Here is a 16,881-nt window from a genome sequence, read left to right on the forward strand (position 1 = left end):
AATAATGAATTTAGTGATAAATTCAAAAACAAACCAAAACATCAACATTTACAACCATGATTAATATTAATCATGGTGAATTAAATAGTCGAAGCGGCGTTCTAACAGGCAAACAGAAAGCATCAACTTCCGCGATGGCACAAAATCTTCTCCTGTCGACCCTTCAAAATGCCCGGGATGGGGAGTACATTGTTCCGTGCTGACTTCCACGGCAGGGAGTGGCAAACTAGCGAAAAGGTCAAGATTCATGTCTCCCATCGAAAAATCCAGCAAATTAGATAATGTCTGTTACGACATTCGTGGTCCGGTTCTTAAAGAAGCCAAACGTCTTGAAGAGGAAGGCAATAAAGTCCTCAAGCTGAACATTGGCAACCCGGCTCCATTTGGTTTTGAAGCGCCTGATGAAATCCTTGTTGATGTGATTCGCAACCTGCCTACGGCGCAGGGCTACTGCGATTCCAAAGGGCTCTATTCTGCCCGTAAAGCCATCATGCAGCATTACCAGGCGCGTGATATTCGTGACGTAACGGTAGAAGATATCTACATCGGTAACGGCGTGTCTGAACTGATCGTTCAGGCGATGCAGGCGCTGCTGAACAGCGGCGATGAAATGCTGGTTCCCGCCCCGGATTATCCGCTGTGGACCGCTGCCGTATCGCTTTCCAGCGGTAAGGCTGTGCATTATCTTTGCGATGAATCTTCTGACTGGTTCCCGGATCTTGACGATGTTCGCAGCAAAATCACCCCGCGCACTCGCGGCATCGTGATTATCAACCCGAACAACCCGACCGGTGCGGTTTACTCTAAAGAACTGCTGCTGGAAATCGTCGAAATTGCCCGTCAGCACAACCTGATCATCTTCGCCGACGAAATCTACGACAAAATTCTGTATGACGAAGCGCAGCATCATTCCATTGCTGCCCTCGCGCCAGACCTGCTGACCGTGACCTTTAACGGCCTGTCAAAAACCTACCGCGTGGCGGGTTTCCGTCAGGGCTGGATGGTGCTGAACGGCCCGAAAAAACACGCCAAAGGCTACATTGAAGGGCTGGAAATGCTGGCCTCGATGCGCCTTTGTGCCAACGTTCCGGCACAGCATGCGATTCAGACCGCACTCGGCGGTTATCAAAGTATCAGCGAGTTTATCGCCCCTGGCGGTCGCCTGTATGAACAGCGTAATCGCGCATGGGAGCTGATTAACGAGATCCCCGGCGTTAGCTGTGTGAAGCCGAAAGGCGCGCTGTACATGTTCCCGAAAATTGATGCGAAACGCTTCAATATTCATGATGACCAGAAAATGGTGCTCGACTTCCTGCTGCAGGAAAAAGTGCTGCTGGTTCAGGGGACTGCGTTTAACTGGCCATGGCCGGATCACGTGCGTATCGTCACGCTGCCGCGCATGGATGACCTCGAAATGTCGATAAGCCGCTTCGGCCGTTTCCTGTCTGGTTATCATCAGTAATCTCTCCTGACCGCCGGAATTTGCATCCGGCGGTCAACTCTGCGCACAATGGATTTCCTGCTGTAACGGATATAGGAACACCATGAGCCAGAGCCATTTCTTCGCCCATCTTTCCCGTCTGAAACTGATCAACCGCTGGCCGCTGATGCGCAACGTGCGCACAGAAAACGTCTCCGAGCACAGCCTTCAGGTTGCGATGGTTGCCCATGCATTAGCGGCTATCAAAAACAAAAAATTCGACGGCAACGTTAACGCCGAACGCATCGCTTTACTGGCTATGTATCACGATGCTTCAGAAGTGCTTACCGGTGACCTGCCTACGCCTGTCAAATACTTCAATTCCCAGATAGCGCAGGAATATAAAGCCATCGAAAAAATTGCTCAGCAGAAGCTGATTGAGATGGTGCCGGAAGAGTTACGGGACATTTTCGAACCGCTGATCGATGAGCATCGCTACAGTGATGATGAAAAATTGATCGTCAAGCAGGCCGATGCCCTGTGTGCATATTTGAAGTGTCTGGAAGAGTTGTCTGCGGGTAACAACGAATTTTTGCTGGCTAAGGGCCGTCTTGAGAAAACACTGGAGTCCCGACGCAGCGCTGAGATGGATTACTTTATGCAGGTCTTTGTGCCAAGTTTTCAGCTGTCGCTGGATGAGATAAGCCAGGATTCACCGCTGTGATTGATTGCCCGGTGGCGCTGCGCTTACCGGGCCTACAAACATGTCCAATGTGAGCTCCACCGGGGAGTCCATTAAAACGGAAACAGCACCGGAATCAGGATCACACACACCACCATCACCAGCAGCGTGAACGGTACCCCCATCTTCACAAAATCGCTGAAGGTGTATTTTCCAGGCCCCAGCACCAGCGTGTTCACCGGTGATGAAACGGGGGTCATAAATGCAGCCGACGCGGCCATGGCGACCATCATCGCGAACGGATACGGCGAGACGCCCATCGATTTTGCCGCAGCCAACGCAATCGGCGCCATCAGCACCGCAGTTGCGGTGTTCGAGATAAAGAGCCCGATAGTTGCGCACATCACGAACAGGCAAATAAGCATCAGATAAGGCCCTTGCCCGCCGCCAATCTCCATCAACCCTTTCACCACTAAGTCGACACCGCCGGTCTTTTGCAGCGCATGCGCAAACGGCATCATGCCGACAATCAGGATGATGCTCGGCCAGTGAATCGCTTTATAGGCGCTTTCCGCATCGATACAGCGAAATTTACCCATCAGCAAACAGGCGATAATGGCGGCGATCGGGTTGGGAATTTCATCGGTGAGCATCAGCGCCACCATCAGCACCAGGCAGAAAATGGCATGCGGTGCCTGGCTGTGAGCAGGCGATGCGTCATTCACTTCAATCGGCATGTTGTGAACCACAAAGTCACGCCCCTGCTGTGAGAGTTGCGCTATCTGTCGCCAGTTGCCGACCACCAGCAGGATATCGCCAGGCTCGATGGCATCGTCGACCACCAGCCCTTCGACGGCTTTCCCGTTTCGCTTCAGGCCCACCACGTTCAAGCCAAAACGGGTACGAAAGCCCATTTCACGTACCGATTTCCCCACCAGCCCCGAATCGGGGATCAGCGAAATCTCGGCCATCCCCACATCCAGCGCCTGGTCGGAAAAATACTCGCCGCGCAGCACCATCGGCTCCAGCATCTGCTCACCGCAAAACTGGCGTAAATCAACGTCGGCTGCCGACATGTCAATCAGCAGCACATCTCGCGCCCGAAATTCAGACACGCCATTCACATTGACGATCACCCGACGAAAGCGCCGCCAGCGCTCGACGCCAATCACGTTTGCGCCGTAACGTTCACGCAATTTCAAATCATCAAGGCGCTGGCCGACCATCGGCGAACCTGGGCGAATAGTCAGACGACGCGCACGCCCGTTGAGGCGATATTCTTTAATGAGGTCGCGGAAAGTGCGGCGCTTATCATGCCGCTGTTCATTGTCATCACCCGGCAGCATAAAACGCATCAACAACATATACACAATGCCCAGCAACAGCACGACCAGCCCTATCGGCGTGACGCTGAAAAAGCTAAATCCCTCCAGCCCTTCACGTAAAAGCTCGCTGTTGATAACCAGATTGGGCGGCGTGGCGACCAGCGTCATCATGCCGCTGATAAGCCCGGCAAAACTTAGCGGCATCATTAGCCGCGAGGGAGAAGTGTTCATGCGCATGCAGACGCTAAGCACGACAGGAATAAAGATCGCCACCACGCCGGTCGAACTCATAAACGCTCCGAGTCCGGCGACGGTCAGCATCAGAAAAACCAGCATTTTGATTTCGCTGTTTCCGGCCACTTTCACCAGCCACGTTCCCATACTGGTGGCAACCCCGGTGCGCACCAGTCCATCGCCAATGATAAACAGCGCGGCAATAAGAATAACGTTAGGGTCGCTGAAGCCAGAAAACGCTTCGCTTAAGGTGAGTGTGCCGCTGAGCACAAAGGCCACGATAACCAACAGCGCCACCGCATCCATGCGAACTTTGCCCGTCGCAAAGAGCAGTACGGCCACCACCAGCAGGCAAAGCACCCAAATCAATTCGCTGTTCACAACATATCCTTGTCCGAAAAGTGAGTGGGGAATTTGGCATAAAAAACCCCGTCAAAACGGGGCTAAATCATGCGTTCAGTCTTTCAGGCTGACATTCACCGTGCCGTCAGCTTGCCGGACAACGTTGAGCGCTTCAAGCGTGGTCAACACATAGTCCGCCTCGCTGAGTCGTGGAGTATCCTCGGGAACATTTACCGCTATCACATGGCAGCCAGCCGCCAGGCCAGAGAGCACACCAGCGGCGGCATCTTCCACCACCGCGCATTCACCCGGTTCAAGGGAGAGAAGCTTCGCACCCAGCAAATAGGCATCAGGTTCGGGTTTGCCCCGCTTCACCTGTTCCGCCGTGACAAACGCTTTTGGTGCAGGCAACCCTGCCGCTTTATGCCGTGCATGGGCAATCGGAATCGAGCCTGATGTCACAATGGCCCACGGAATACCCGCTTCGTCCAGATGATTGAGCAGTTCGACGGCGCCAGGTAACGCGGTGATGCCTTCGATATCATTCGCTTCAATTTGCTCAAGCCAGGTAAATTCAGCCTGGATTTCCGCTTCCGTTTTGCCTGGCAGGAAATGGCGCAACGAAGTTATCGCCTGTTTACCGTGAATAAAATTCAACACCTCATCGTGACTCAGACTATGTTTATCCGCCCAATTGCACCATGAACGCTCAACGACTGGCAGAGAATCGACCAGCGTGCCATCAAGATCAAGCAAAAAGCCTTTACACTGCACAGCGGCCTCCATCAGGCGTTGATGATCTGGTTAATTTCGTTGCTGCTTAAATGATACTGGCGCGGGCAAGCGTGCCATGCGCCCAGCATGCGCTGGTATTTCTCCCACATTGGGGTCTGCGCGTTGAAACCATGAGTGCCGGCATCAAAGTGGGTATAGCGGCCTTCGGTGTTCACCATGAAGCGAACGTAGCCGAGATAACGTGCTTCGGTTGCCGCATCAAAACCGAGGAAGGTGACGCGACGTTCGTCGATGCTGCTGCCATCTTTAAGGTTGGTCCAGGAGACATGCAGCGCGTGATACATCTCCATGATGTCGATAATCACCCGACAGGTGTCTTCGGTCAGTTGACCGAATTCACGATCCAGTTCGCGCATTTGCAGCCCATAGCCGCGCTCGATGATGGTCTGCAGACGGCGGTAACGCTCAGCGTTATCCGGATCCATCATGGTCATCATTTTGTACTGATTGGACAAAATCAGACGTTGAGCGTTGGTCATTTCCATTTTTCGACTCCTGTTGCACTTTCGGCAAGAAAAAAGAGGGCTTACAAACTGTATGCCCTCTTTTATATGCGTTTTTGATGGTTAATTACAAATCATCGAGGAAAGTTTTATCCAGTTGTTTGAACGCACGCTTAAGCGTGTCAGCTAACGCCTGGTAATCGGGTTTCCCTTCAACGGGCGCGAGCGCCTGGCCGGACTCCTGCAATTTGCCGCGGACTTCATAGAACCAGCTAAGAATGGTAGGCGGCAGCGGCGTAACCGAGCGCTTGCCCAGCCACCACATTCCCTGCATCGGTAGACTCAGCGCGAAAAGCGCAGTGGCGGCGGCCGGGCCAAGCTGCCCACCGAGCGCAATTTGCCAGCACAGCGTAAACACAGCCAGCGGTGGCATAAAACGGATCGCGTGGCGAGTGGCACGGATCACACGATTCTCAACAAACACCGGGGCAAGGCGTTTTTCCATTGGCCACGTCTTTGCGTAGTGCTGCCCACGGCGAAACAGACTGAAAAAGCTGACCGGGCGGTTATCGGGTGTCGACATGGCGTTACCTCAACTTCACTGATAAAAATTCAAAATTTTGTACAAAACAACAACTGGGTATGACAACGTTCAAAAGATTTTGCCTTCAAAGGTGGCAATCGGGTATTCTGTGCCGCTTGAGACGGGCGTAGACCTCATCTCGCGATTCGTCAAATTATTGCATATTCTGCCATTGGCTGAAAATTGTGCAAAACTGGATGTTGAACCATCGAATTTTCTTCGTCATGCCCGAAAAAACTATCAGGCATGATGTTAATCATAAATGTCAGCGCCATCCTGCGCTACGCTCTTTGGCTCACTGACGTTTTTTTAGCCACATAAGATAAAATAGGTACTTCCATGTCGAGTAAGTTAGTACTGGTTCTGAACTGCGGTAGCTCCTCACTGAAATTCGCTGTTATTGATGCAGCAAACGGTGAAGAACACCTCTCTGGTTTGGCCGAATGTTTCCATCTCCCAGAAGCACGTCTCAAATGGAAAATGGATGGCGGCAAACAAGAAGCGGCTTTAGGTGCAGGCGCCGCTCACAGTGAAGCGCTTAACTTTATCGTTAACACTATTCTGGCACAAAAACCAGAACTGTCAGCGCAGTTGACCGCAATTGGTCACCGTGTTGTTCACGGCGGCGAGAAGTACACCGGCTCTGTGGTTATCGACGATTCCGTGATTCAGGGTATCAAAGATGCAGCCTCTTTTGCACCACTGCACAACCCGGCGCACCTGATTGGCATCGCGGAAGCGCTGAAATCCTTCCCGAATCTGAAAGACAAAAACGTGGCTGTGTTCGACACCGCGTTCCATCAGACCATGCCGGAAGAATCCTACCTGTATGCCCTGCCGTACAGCCTGTATAAAGAGCACGGCGTTCGTCGTTATGGCGCACACGGCACCAGCCACTTCTATGTGACTCAAGAAGCTGCAAAAGTGCTGAACAAGCCGGTTGAAGAACTGAACATCATCACCTGCCACCTGGGCAACGGGGGTTCTGTTTCTGCTATCCGTAACGGCGAATGTGTTGATACTTCTATGGGTCTGACCCCGCTGGAAGGTCTGGTGATGGGTACCCGTTCTGGTGACATCGACCCGGCAATCATCTTCCACCTGCACGACACCCTGGGCATGAGCGTTGACGCTATCAACAAAATGCTGACCAAAGAGTCTGGCCTGCTCGGTCTGACCGAAGTCACCAGCGACTGCCGTTATGTTGAAGACAACTACGAAACCAAAGCTGACGCTAAGCGCGCAATGGACGTTTACTGCCACCGCCTGGCGAAATACATCGGCTCTTACACCGCGCTGATGGACGGTCGTCTGGATGCAGTTGTGTTCACCGGTGGTATCGGTGAAAACGCCGCAATGGTTCGCGAACTGTCTCTGGGCAAACTCGGCGTACTGGGCTTTGAAGTTGATCATGAACGCAACCTGGCTGCCCGTTTCGGCAAGTCTGGCTTCATCAACAAAGAAGGCACCCGCCCTGCCGTGGTTATCCCAACCAACGAAGAGTTGGTTATCGCACAAGACGCCGCTCGTCTGACTGCCTGATTCCACACCGCCAGCCTGGCTGGCGGTGCTGTTTTGTCTCCCGCCCCATCTGGCGGTAACGAAAGAGGATTAATCGTGTCCCGTACAATTATGCTGATCCCTACCGGAACCAGCGTCGGCCTGACCAGCGTCAGCCTTGGCGTGATCCGCGCTATGGAACGTAAAGGCGTTCGTCTGAGTGTCTTCAAGCCTATCGCTCAACCGCGCGCCGGTGGCGATGCGCCAGATCAGACCACCACTATCGTGCGTGCCAACTCCAATCTGCCAGCGGCTGAACCGTTAAAAATGAGCCATGTTGAGTCTCTGCTCTCCAGCAATCAGAACGATGTGCTGATGGAAGAGATCATCGCTAACTACCACGCCAACACTCAGGATGCTGAAGTGGTGCTGGTTGAAGGCCTGGTGCCAACGCGTAAACATCAGTTCGCACAGTCCCTGAACTACGAGATTGCCAAGACGCTGAACGCAGAAATCGTGTTCGTGATGTCTCAGGGCACCGACACTCAGGAAGAGCTGAAAGAGCGTATTGAACTGACTCGCAGCAGCTTCGGCGGCACGAAGAACACCAACATCACCGGCGTTATCGTTAACAAACTGAACGCGCCAGTGGATGAGCAGGGCCGTACTCGCCCTGACCTGTCAGAAATTTTCGATGACTCTTCCAAAGCGAAAGTTGTGAAAATCAACCCGACAGAACTGCAGACTGCAAGCCCACTGCCCCTGCTCGGCGCGGTGCCATGGAGCTTCGATCTGATCGCAACGCGCGCCATCGATATGGTTCGTCACCTGAATGCGACCATCGTTAACGAAGGCGACATCAACACGCGTCGCGTGAAGTCCGTGACCTTCTGTGCGCGCTCTATCCCGCACATGCTGGAACACTTCCGCGCGGGTTCTCTGCTGGTGACATCTGCAGACCGTCCAGACGTGCTGGTTGCTGCGTGCCTGGCCGCGATGAACGGCGTTGAAATCGGCGCTATCTTGCTGACCGGTAACTATGAAATGGACGCGCGCGTCAGCAAACTGTGCGAACGTGCTTTCGCTACTGGCCTGCCAGTCTTCATGGTCAACACCAACACCTGGCAGACTTCCCTGAGCCTGCAGAGCTTCAACCTTGAAGTTCCGGTTGATGACCATGAGCGTATCGAGAAAGTGCAGGAATATGTGGCAAGCCACATCAATGCAAGCTGGATTGACTCTCTGAGTGCGACCTCTGAGCGTAGCCGTCGTCTGTCTCCACCAGCATTCCGTTACCAGCTCACCGAGCTGGCACGTAAAGCCGGCAAACGCGTTGTTCTGCCAGAAGGCGACGAACCACGTACCGTTAAAGCAGCAGCCATCTGTGCTGAACGCGGTATCGCCACCTGTATTCTGCTGGGTAACCCGGAAGAAATTAACCGCGTTGCGGCAGACCAGGGCGTTGAACTGGGTGCGGGTATCGAAATCGTTGATCCAGACGTGGTACGTGAAAGCTATGTGGCTCGCCTGGTCGAACTGCGTAAGAGCAAAGGCATGACCGAAGCCGTGGCTCGCGAACAGCTGGAAGACAACGTGGTTCTCGGCACCCTGATGCTGGAGCAGGACGAAGTTGATGGTCTGGTTTCTGGCGCGGTTCACACCACCGCCAACACCATCCGTCCACCGCTGCAGCTGATCAAAACGGCACCGAACAGCTCGCTGGTGTCTTCCGTGTTCTTCATGCTGCTGCCTGAACAGGTTTACGTTTACGGTGACTGCGCGATTAACCCAGATCCAACGGCTGAACAGCTGGCTGAGATTGCTATCCAGTCTGCGGATTCCGCTGCTGCATTCGGTATCGACCCACGCGTTGCGATGCTCTCCTACTCCACCGGCACCTCCGGCCAGGGTAGCGACGTTGAGAAAGTGCGTGAAGCGACCCGTATCGCACAGGAAAAACGCCCAGACCTGGTTATCGACGGCCCACTGCAGTACGACGCCGCGGTCATGGCTGACGTTGCGAAATCCAAAGCGCCGAACTCTCCGGTTGCAGGCCGTGCGACCGTGTTCATCTTCCCGGACCTGAACACCGGTAACACCACCTACAAAGCGGTACAGCGTTCTGCCGACCTGATCTCCATCGGGCCAATGCTGCAGGGTATGCGCAAACCTGTGAACGACCTGTCTCGTGGCGCACTGGTTGACGATATCGTCTACACCATCGCTCTGACCGCGATCCAGTCCGCTCAGCAGGATTAATCCAAATGCCCGGTGGCGCTAGCGCTGACCGGGCCTACAGTAGGTCCGGCAAACGCAGTGCCGCCGGGCAAAAAAAGGCGATCCATTAACAGGATCGCCTTTTTTATTTCCTGAGAACCGTCACAGCAGCGCTTTCGCCGCCTTCACAATCTCATCTGCCGTCAGGCCATATTCTTGCTGTAAAAACTCCTGGGTTCCTACCTGACCATAGCGTTCTTTCACGCCAACACGACGCATCGGCACAGGACAAGTTTCCACCAGCACTTCCGCCACAGCAGATCCCAGCCCATTGTGAATACTGTGATTTTCACAGGTCACAATACGCCCGGTTTTCTCCGCGTAGTTTTTCACCAGCATTTTGTCGATGGGCTTCAGGGTAAACATATCGATAACGGCCGCGCTGACCCCTTCTCGCTCCAGTCGACGCGCCGCTTCCAGCGCTTCCGCCACCATGATGCCGTTGGCAATCAGGGTGATGTCGTCACCCTCACGCAGCACGTTGCCTTTGCCGATGGTGAAGGTTGAGCCAGCCTGATACACCGTCGGCGCCTGTTTACGAATCGTGCGTACCCAGTAAAAACCTTCCAGACTGATCAGTTGATTGAGAATGTCTTTGAACATCGTCGCGTCAGTGACTTCCAGCACTATCGAGTTCGCCAGGCCTCGCACAATGCCCATATCCTCAAACGACATGTGCGTCCCGCCGTTGTGGCAGGCCGTTACGCCAGCGTCAGAAGCAATCACTTTGACGTTATTGCGCTGATAATCGAGCGACATAAACAGCTGATCGAAACAGCGACGGCTGGCGAAAGCCGTGAAGGTGTGCACGAAAGGTTTTCGCCCGGTCAGCGACAGCCCTGCTGCAGTACCAATCACGTTAGCTTCCATAATCCCGCAGTTAATCACCTGCTCAGGATATTTTTTATGGACACCGTCCATCGCCATGGAGCTCATCAGATCCGCCTCCAGCGCAATAATCTCGCTGCCGGCTTCAATCTGTTCAGCGACAAAACCCGCGTAAACCTTGCGCATCTCGATGGCGTCTTTTTCCCCGGTAAGTGCGACCTTAATCATGCGCGGCCTCCAGTTTGGCGATGGTGTCGTTAAGGATGGTTTTCATGTCGTCCGTCAAACGCAGGTGATGCGAGTTGCCCAGGTTTTCCAGATACGGCACGCCCTGCCCTTTAATGCTGTCGAGGATAACCACTCGCGGTCGTGCATCGGGTGCAGGAACGGGTTTTACCGCCTCCAGAATGGCGGCAATGTCATCCCCTTTTACCGTCACAGCATCGAACCCGAAGGCGGTAAATTTCTCTTCCAGAGAGAAAGCACAGATGATGTCGTCCAGCTCACCGTCTAATTGCTGTTTGTTCCAGTCAATGAACACCGTCAGGTTGTTCAGCTTGTGATGAGCAATAAACTGAAATGCCTCCCAGCACTGGCCTTCGTTCAGCTCTCCATCGCCCATAATGCAGAACACGCGGTTGCTGCGCCCGGCGAGTTTGTGTGAAAGCGCCATTCCGCCCGCAATGGAAATGCCTTGTCCTAACGATCCGGTGGTCGCATCCACACCGCGTGTTTTCAGCCTGTCCGGATGGCTCGGCAGTTTTGTGCCGTTGTGGTTCAGGGTGCTCAACTCTTCCTGCGGGAAATAGCCTTTGATGGCTAATGTGCTGTACAGCGCTGGCCCCGCGTGCCCTTTTGACAGCACAAAGTAATCGCGCCCTTTCCAGTCAGGATCGCCCGGATCGATTCGCATCACATCGCCGTACAGCACTGCCAGCGTTTCCACCACCGACATGCTGCCGCCGTAATGCCCAAACCCCAGTTCCGTCAGTGATTTCAGTGTCGCCACGCGGATATCTCGCGCCAGGTTCTTTATTTCAGCAAGCGTCGTCATTATTTGGCTCCTGTATTCTGCGGTGAATCATTGCCCGCCATTTTGCTTTTCGCCAGATAGTTGAACAGCACCAGCAGCGCGAAAATCACAACAACCAGCCCGGTGATCGCCATCGGCGACAGATAGCGCGCCAGATTACCCAGCACGATACCCACCGCACCAAAATCGGCATCAGAGAAGGTTGTGTTGGCGAAACCCAGTGCGCCAAGCACGGGCAATAACAGCACTGGCAGGAAAGTGATCAGCAAACCATTCGCGAAGGCGCCTGTCATGGCCCCGCGACGGCCGCCAGTGGCGTTTCCGAAGACACCCGCCGTTGCGCCAGTGAAGAAGTGCGGCACAACGCCGGGCAGAATGAGCACCCATTTGAACTGACCACAGAGGAATAACCCCACCAGGCCACCGAGGAAGCTGAACAGGAAACCAATCAGCACGGCGTTAGGCGCATACGGATAAACGACCGGGCAATCGAGCGCAGGACGCGCATTCGGCACCAGCTTTTCTGAGAACCCCGTAAAGGCCGGAACGATCTCTGCCAGAATCAGACGCACGCCCTGCAGGATAATGAATACGCCCGCCGCGAAAGTGATCGCCATGATGATGGCGTAAACCAGGTAGTTCTGGCCGCCGCTAAACTGGCTTTCCACGTATTCCCGCCCGGCACAAATCGCCATGATCAGGTAGATTACCATCATCGTCAGCGAAATGGAGATGGAGCTGTCACGCAGGAAGCTGAGGTTTTTCGGCAGGTTCATCTCTTCCGTAGAGCGCGAACCTTTACCCACCTTGCTGCCAATCCAGCCGGAAAGCACATAGCCCAGAGTACCAAAGTGGCCAAAAGCGATGTCATCATTGCCGGTAATACGCTTCATGTAGCGCTGCGCTATCGCCGGGAAAAACGCCATCACCAGCCCGAGAATCAGCGATCCGGTAAACACCAGAGCAACGCCTTCAAACCCAGCAACCGTCAGGATAACCCCAATCATGCAGGCCATGTAGAAAGTGTGGTGGCCGGTCAGGAAGATATATTTAAGGCGTGTGAAGCGGGCGACCACGATGTTTGCCACCATGCCAAATGCCATGATGAGCGCCGTCGCTGCACCGTATTTTTCCAGCGCAATAGACACAATCGCTTCGTTATTGGGGATAATGCCCTGAATGCTGAAAGCATGTTCAAACATCCCGCCCAGAGGATTTAGCGAGCCAACTAATACACCGGCACCGCCGCCAAGCACAATAAAGCCAAGGATGGTTTTTACAGTACCTTTAACAACGTCTGAGAAGGATTTTTTCTGTGCCACCAAACCGATTAAGGCAATAAGCCCTACCAGCACTGAAGGCACTTTTAAAATATCTACCACAAAGTTAAGCGTTTCGAGGATAAACATATCTGCCCCTCACTCAATGTGATGTTTGATTAACGGCTGGCAAAATAAGCGCTGAGCTTATTTTCCAGTTCGTTGATGTCGATAATATTATTAATGACCACCAGTTGATGGTCTGGCACGCTGGCGCTTTCGGCAATGTCCTTGGCCATAACAAAGACGTCAGCCGCATCCGACGTGGCTGACGAGAGGTCTGAATGCTCCACTTCAGCCTCAATATTCAGCTTTTTAAGCACTTTTTTAATATTCATCTCGACCATAAAACTGCTACCCAGGCCGGAACCGCAGATCGCCATAATTTTCATTATTGTCACCTTTTTTATGTAGAGTCAGCCCGCACTTTACCCGAAGGTAAAATGTCAGAAGTCAGGGGTAAAAATTAAAAAATCAGAAACGGTTAATAATCTTTTTTATCTCCTCAAGGGTTTTCACCTGGTGCAGCAACAGCATGTCGTCGTCACTGGAAAATAATTCCGCGAGCGATGAAATCATTTCTATGTGACTGTGTTTGTCGGGCGCCGCCAGCATAATAATCAGATCCACCGGATCGTGCTCTGGTGAGCCAAAGCTGACGCCTTGTTGCAGTTTGAGCAGAGAAAGCCCTAACCCTTTCGCCCCTTCTTCCGGCCTGGCATGCGGCATCGCTAATCCTGGTGCCAGCACGTAATAAGGCCCGAGTTTCTGGTGCTGTTCGATGATCGCCGTAATGTACTCCGGCGTGATCGTTTGTGAATCCAGCAGCGGCTGAGCGCATAGCTCAAGTGCCTGCGACCAGCTCTCAACGCTGTCCCGCAAAGCAATCGTACCATCGTGGATCCATTGACTCAGCATGGTGTTCTCCTGTCGAGTTGGAAAGTGAACAAACTTTATGCAAGGTCTTCGCCACTGACTGTGACGATAGTCGCAAAGATAGCGCTACCAAAAAGGATCATCCTGAATTTGTGATAGCGCTATCAAAATGTGAACATGCTGTAATAACTCAGCAAAAAGAGGGAGTTCCGGCGTATACTGCTTTCACTTTCAAAACGATATTTCAATCAGGAAGAAGCATGTCTCTGACGCGAAAACGGCGTAGCACGGGTAAAGTCACGCTGGCAGATGTGGCGCAACTGGCGGGCGTAGGAACCATGACGGTTTCTCGTGCGTTAAGAACGCCCGAGGCGGTGTCCGATAAGCTGCGAGAGAAAATCGAAGCGGCGGTGCAAGAGCTGGGTTACATGCCCAATTTACAAGCCAGCGCCCTGGCCTCTGCGTCTTCCTGGACTATCGGCATGGTTGTTCCAAGCCTGAGTGAAGCGGGCTGTTCTGAAATGTTTGCAGGCTTGCAACAGGTGCTGCAACCTGCCGGTTACCAAATCATGCTGGCGGAGTCCCGTCATCATCTTGAGCAGGAAGAAAAGCTGCTCGAAACGCTGCTTGCCTCAAACATTGCGGCGGCAATCCTGCTGAGCGTGGAACACAGTGATACGGTTCGTCAGTGGCTGAGCAACAGCTCAATTCCGGTGATGGAGATTGGCGCGAAACGCACCGATCCGCTGGATATGAATATCGGTATTGATAACGTTGCGGCGATGTTCGAGCTGACGCAAACGCTTATCCAGCGCGGCTATCAAAATATTGGCTTACTGTGTGCCAACCAGGAACAGTGGATTTTTCAGCAGCACCTTCAGGGCTGGTATAAAGCGATGCTGCGCCACCACATGTCGCTCGACCGGGTCATCAATGCCGCTGAGCCCCCCACGTTTACAACGGGTGCCGCACAGCTACCGGAGTTTTTGCTGGCATGGCCGGAACTGGATGCGCTGGTCTGTGTGTCGGATGAACTGGCGTGCGGCGCGCTCTATGAGTGTCAGCGCAGAAGGATTAAAGTGCCGGACGACCTGGCGATTGTCGGTTTCGGCGATAGCGACGTCAGCCGCGTTTGTCAGCCACCGCTGACAACCATTGCCGTTCCGCATCGTCAAATTGGGATTGAAGCAGGACGCGCCCTGCTGGCGCGTCTGAATGATGAAGAGTGGGATGAAACAACGCCTATCGCCGCAAAACTCTGTTTGCGAGAGAGCTGTTAATCGTTACTCCGTCTCTTCTTCTTTGTGGGTTTCGTTGCTGGCATTACGGCTCATCCACAATGCCAATGCTTTCAGGGAATCCGGCGTGAACTCATCACAGCGAGCGGTTATCTCTTCTGGCGTCAGCCAGCAGACTTCGCTGACTTCTTCTTCCTGCAGGGCAAAGGGCCCATGGGAGACACAGCTGAAAAGGCTGCCCCAGACGCGGCAGTTTTTGTCTTCAAAGTAGAACTGCCCATGGTCGGCAAACGGAACGCCAGCAATGCCTAACTCTTCTTCTGCTTCACGACGCGCCGACTCCAGCAGTTGTTCATCAGCCTGCACCACGCCACCGGCGGTGGCATCAAGCATGCCGGGCATAAAATCTTTGGTTTCTGTACGGCGCTGCACCAAAATTTTGCCCATGCCATCGTGAACCACAATGTAGGTTGCGCGATGACGTAAGCACTGCGCCCGCATTTGTCCACGGCTTGCCTGCGCAATCACCTCATTGTCTTCATTGACAATGTCCACCCATTCAGTGCTTGCAAAATTCTGCTCTACCATCAGAAAACCTTCTCTCTAAAGCGCTCTCGCGGCGCGTTTGCAGTTGTCGGGTAAATTACGGATTAATTGCCACCTCTGCAATAACCCGTTGATCATTGAGTGCTAAAACCTGCCATTTATTGCCGTCCATCATGCCAAAGCTTGCCGTATTGCCCCCTTTGGGGAGGCTGACGGAGCCTGGATTAAAGTGGAAGAGTTCCCCTTTAAGCGCTGCAACCGGAATATGAGTATGACCATAAACCAACACATCGCCAGCACTCAGCGGTGGCAGATTATCCGGCCCCAACAGATGACCATGAGTTAAAAATAGCCGCTGTTGTTCGGTTATCACCTGTTGCCAGGGCGCTGTTAGCGGGAAGTGCAGCAACATCTGGTCTACTTCGCTGTCGCAGTTACCGCGAACAGCAATGATTTTGTCGGCGACAGTGTTGAGCTGTGCCGCCACTTCAGCAGGCGCGTAACCTTCGGGCAGCGCGTTACGCGGCCCGTGGTTCAAGACATCGCCGAGGATAATCAGATACTTCGCCCCGCTCTCCCCGAACAAGGACAGTACACGCTCGGTGGCCGGTAAAGAGCCATGAATATCCGATGCAAACATCAGTTTCATCAATCAGTCCCTCACAAAAACCGCACTATCATAACGGATTATTTCCGCCCGTTCAGCCCGTGTGTTTTGCAGAAAGTGAGATAAACCGCAGGACAGAAGCTCGCTGCCATTGAAACGTCGCGTAGTCCACCAGCGCTTCTGGAACATCATCCCCGTTAAGCACCAGACGATTAAGCATCAGCGCTAAATCCGTATCAGCGATACACCACTCGCCAAATAAATTGGGCTTCCCGTGGGCGAGCAGATCCGTGGCGGTATCAATCAATTTGGTCGCGGTTTTTTGCCCTGCCGCACTGAGCGCGGGCTTCTTCACGCCACCAAAGATAACGTCGGTAGAACGCTCTTCGCGGATAGCCATTAAATCGCTGCGTAACCAGGCCTGAATCTGTCTGGCTCGGGCACGCTTTTCAATATCGTGCGGGTAAAGACGTTCCCACTCTGGTGGCGCAAAGCACTCATCCAGATATTCAGTGATGGCTGAAGATTCCGTCAGTTGAAAATGATCGACTTCCAGCAAAGGCACACGGCGGGTATGACGATAGCCCTGCCAGCCGGACTGCAGGTGTTCCCCTTTATTCAGGTCCACCGTTTTCAGGCTAAATGCCAGCCCTTTTTCCTGCAAAGCGACATACACGGACATCACATACGGCGAGTAAAAATTGGCATCAGACCACAGCGTAATCACAGGACGACTCATAGTTTCCTCGGGAGTGTTCGGGGGAAAGCTTCAACATATCGCGTCTTTTAAAGGCTGTCACTTGATGAAAACTCACACAATTGTCGTAGCCGCC

General features: G+C 53.3%; 17 protein-coding genes. 5 read left to right on the forward strand and 12 right to left on the reverse strand.

Annotated features, from left to right (window positions below; genetic code table 11):
• Nucleotides 1–247 precede the first annotated feature (247 nt).
• Together alaA and yfbR are read left to right on the forward strand one after the other, a co-directional pair.
• Nucleotides 248–1,462: an alanine transaminase AlaA gene (gene alaA, locus ACLW56_RS15095; protein WP_330984570.1), complete on the forward strand. Its 1,215-nt coding sequence runs from the start codon at nucleotides 248–250 to the stop codon at nucleotides 1,460–1,462.
• Between the two features lie 82 nt (nucleotides 1,463–1,544).
• Nucleotides 1,545–2,144, forward strand: a complete 600-nt coding sequence (gene yfbR / locus ACLW56_RS15100) for a 5'-deoxynucleotidase (protein WP_330984571.1) — start codon at nucleotides 1,545–1,547, stop codon at nucleotides 2,142–2,144.
• A 71-nt stretch (nucleotides 2,145–2,215) separates the two neighbouring features.
• Here yfbR and ACLW56_RS15105 read toward each other — a convergent pair whose 3' ends face one another.
• The 4 genes from ACLW56_RS15105 to yfbV all read right to left on the reverse strand — a co-directional run bounded on the left by ACLW56_RS15105 (nucleotide 2,216) and on the right by yfbV (nucleotide 5,824).
• Nucleotides 2,216–4,042, reverse strand: a complete 1,827-nt coding sequence (locus tag ACLW56_RS15105) for an SLC13 family permease (protein WP_330984572.1) — start codon at nucleotides 4,040–4,042, stop codon at nucleotides 2,216–2,218.
• 75 nt (nucleotides 4,043–4,117) lie between these two features.
• Nucleotides 4,118–4,777: a sugar phosphatase gene (locus tag ACLW56_RS15110; protein WP_330984573.1), complete on the reverse strand. Its 660-nt coding sequence runs from the start codon at nucleotides 4,775–4,777 to the stop codon at nucleotides 4,118–4,120.
• Between the two features lie 11 nt (nucleotides 4,778–4,788).
• The gene (locus ACLW56_RS15115) at nucleotides 4,789–5,283 is read right to left on the reverse strand and encodes a YfbU family protein (RefSeq protein WP_330984574.1); all 495 of its coding nucleotides are present in this window, start codon (nucleotides 5,281–5,283) and stop codon (nucleotides 4,789–4,791) included.
• An 85-nt stretch (nucleotides 5,284–5,368) separates the two neighbouring features.
• Nucleotides 5,369–5,824: a terminus macrodomain insulation protein YfbV gene (yfbV, locus tag ACLW56_RS15120; protein ID WP_330984575.1), complete on the reverse strand. Its 456-nt coding sequence runs from the start codon at nucleotides 5,822–5,824 to the stop codon at nucleotides 5,369–5,371.
• 339 nt (nucleotides 5,825–6,163) lie between these two features.
• Here yfbV and ackA point away from each other — a divergent pair, with 339 nt between their 5' ends.
• Entirely contained in the window at nucleotides 6,164–7,366 is a 1,203-nt protein-coding gene (gene ackA, locus ACLW56_RS15125) for an acetate kinase (RefSeq protein ID WP_330984576.1), read from the forward strand.
• Nucleotides 7,367–7,441: 75 nt separating this feature from the next.
• On the forward strand, nucleotides 7,442–9,583 hold the full coding sequence (gene pta / locus ACLW56_RS15130; RefSeq protein WP_330984577.1) for a phosphate acetyltransferase: 2,142 nt from the start codon (nucleotides 7,442–7,444) through the stop codon (nucleotides 9,581–9,583).
• A 120-nt stretch (nucleotides 9,584–9,703) separates the two neighbouring features.
• Here pta and ACLW56_RS15135 read toward each other — a convergent pair whose 3' ends face one another.
• From ACLW56_RS15135 to ACLW56_RS15155, 5 genes are all read right to left on the reverse strand, one after another.
• Nucleotides 9,704–10,657 carry a transketolase family protein gene (locus ACLW56_RS15135; protein WP_330984578.1) on the reverse strand — a complete coding sequence of 318 codons (954 nt, stop codon included), beginning with the start codon at nucleotides 10,655–10,657 and terminating at the stop codon, nucleotides 9,704–9,706.
• Complete coding sequence (locus tag ACLW56_RS15140; protein ID WP_330984579.1) at nucleotides 10,650–11,483, reverse strand: transketolase; 834 nt, start codon at nucleotides 11,481–11,483, stop codon at nucleotides 10,650–10,652. Before ACLW56_RS15140 ends, ACLW56_RS15135 begins: the two co-directional genes overlap by 8 nt.
• Nucleotides 11,483–12,871: a PTS ascorbate transporter subunit IIC gene (locus ACLW56_RS15145; RefSeq protein WP_330984580.1), complete on the reverse strand. Its 1,389-nt coding sequence runs from the start codon at nucleotides 12,869–12,871 to the stop codon at nucleotides 11,483–11,485. The genes ACLW56_RS15140 and ACLW56_RS15145 overlap by 1 nt, the downstream gene beginning before the upstream one ends.
• 29 nt (nucleotides 12,872–12,900) lie before the next feature.
• A complete protein-coding gene (locus tag ACLW56_RS15150; RefSeq protein WP_330984581.1) occupies nucleotides 12,901–13,173 on the reverse strand; it encodes a PTS sugar transporter subunit IIB in 273 nt (90 codons plus the stop codon).
• A gap of 82 nt (nucleotides 13,174–13,255) precedes the next feature.
• Nucleotides 13,256–13,699 carry a PTS sugar transporter subunit IIA gene (locus tag ACLW56_RS15155; RefSeq protein ID WP_330984582.1) on the reverse strand — a complete coding sequence of 148 codons (444 nt, stop codon included), beginning with the start codon at nucleotides 13,697–13,699 and terminating at the stop codon, nucleotides 13,256–13,258.
• Nucleotides 13,700–13,917: 218 nt separating this feature from the next.
• Between ACLW56_RS15155 and ACLW56_RS15160 the strand changes: the two genes are divergently transcribed.
• Entirely contained in the window at nucleotides 13,918–14,937 is a 1,020-nt protein-coding gene (locus ACLW56_RS15160) for a LacI family DNA-binding transcriptional regulator (protein ID WP_330984583.1), read from the forward strand.
• A 3-nt stretch (nucleotides 14,938–14,940) separates the two neighbouring features.
• Here the strand turns inward: ACLW56_RS15160 and yfcD are convergent, their stop codons facing one another.
• From yfcD to yfcF, 3 genes are read right to left on the reverse strand one after another with little or no spacing between them, the layout of a single operon-like run.
• Nucleotides 14,941–15,483, reverse strand: coding sequence for an NUDIX hydrolase YfcD (gene yfcD, locus ACLW56_RS15165; RefSeq protein ID WP_330984584.1), 543 nt, complete (start codon nucleotides 15,481–15,483; stop codon nucleotides 14,941–14,943).
• Between the two features lie 55 nt (nucleotides 15,484–15,538).
• Nucleotides 15,539–16,090, reverse strand: a complete 552-nt coding sequence (gene yfcE / locus ACLW56_RS15170; protein WP_330984585.1) for a phosphodiesterase — start codon at nucleotides 16,088–16,090, stop codon at nucleotides 15,539–15,541.
• Between the two features lie 52 nt (nucleotides 16,091–16,142).
• Nucleotides 16,143–16,787: a glutathione transferase gene (gene yfcF / locus ACLW56_RS15175; protein WP_330984586.1), complete on the reverse strand. Its 645-nt coding sequence runs from the start codon at nucleotides 16,785–16,787 to the stop codon at nucleotides 16,143–16,145.
• Between the last annotated feature and the right edge of the window lie 94 nt (nucleotides 16,788–16,881).

It is taken from the genome of Pantoea sp. sgz302252 (assembly GCF_047713085.1).
Lineage (GTDB): Bacteria > Pseudomonadota > Gammaproteobacteria > Enterobacterales > Enterobacteriaceae > Scandinavium.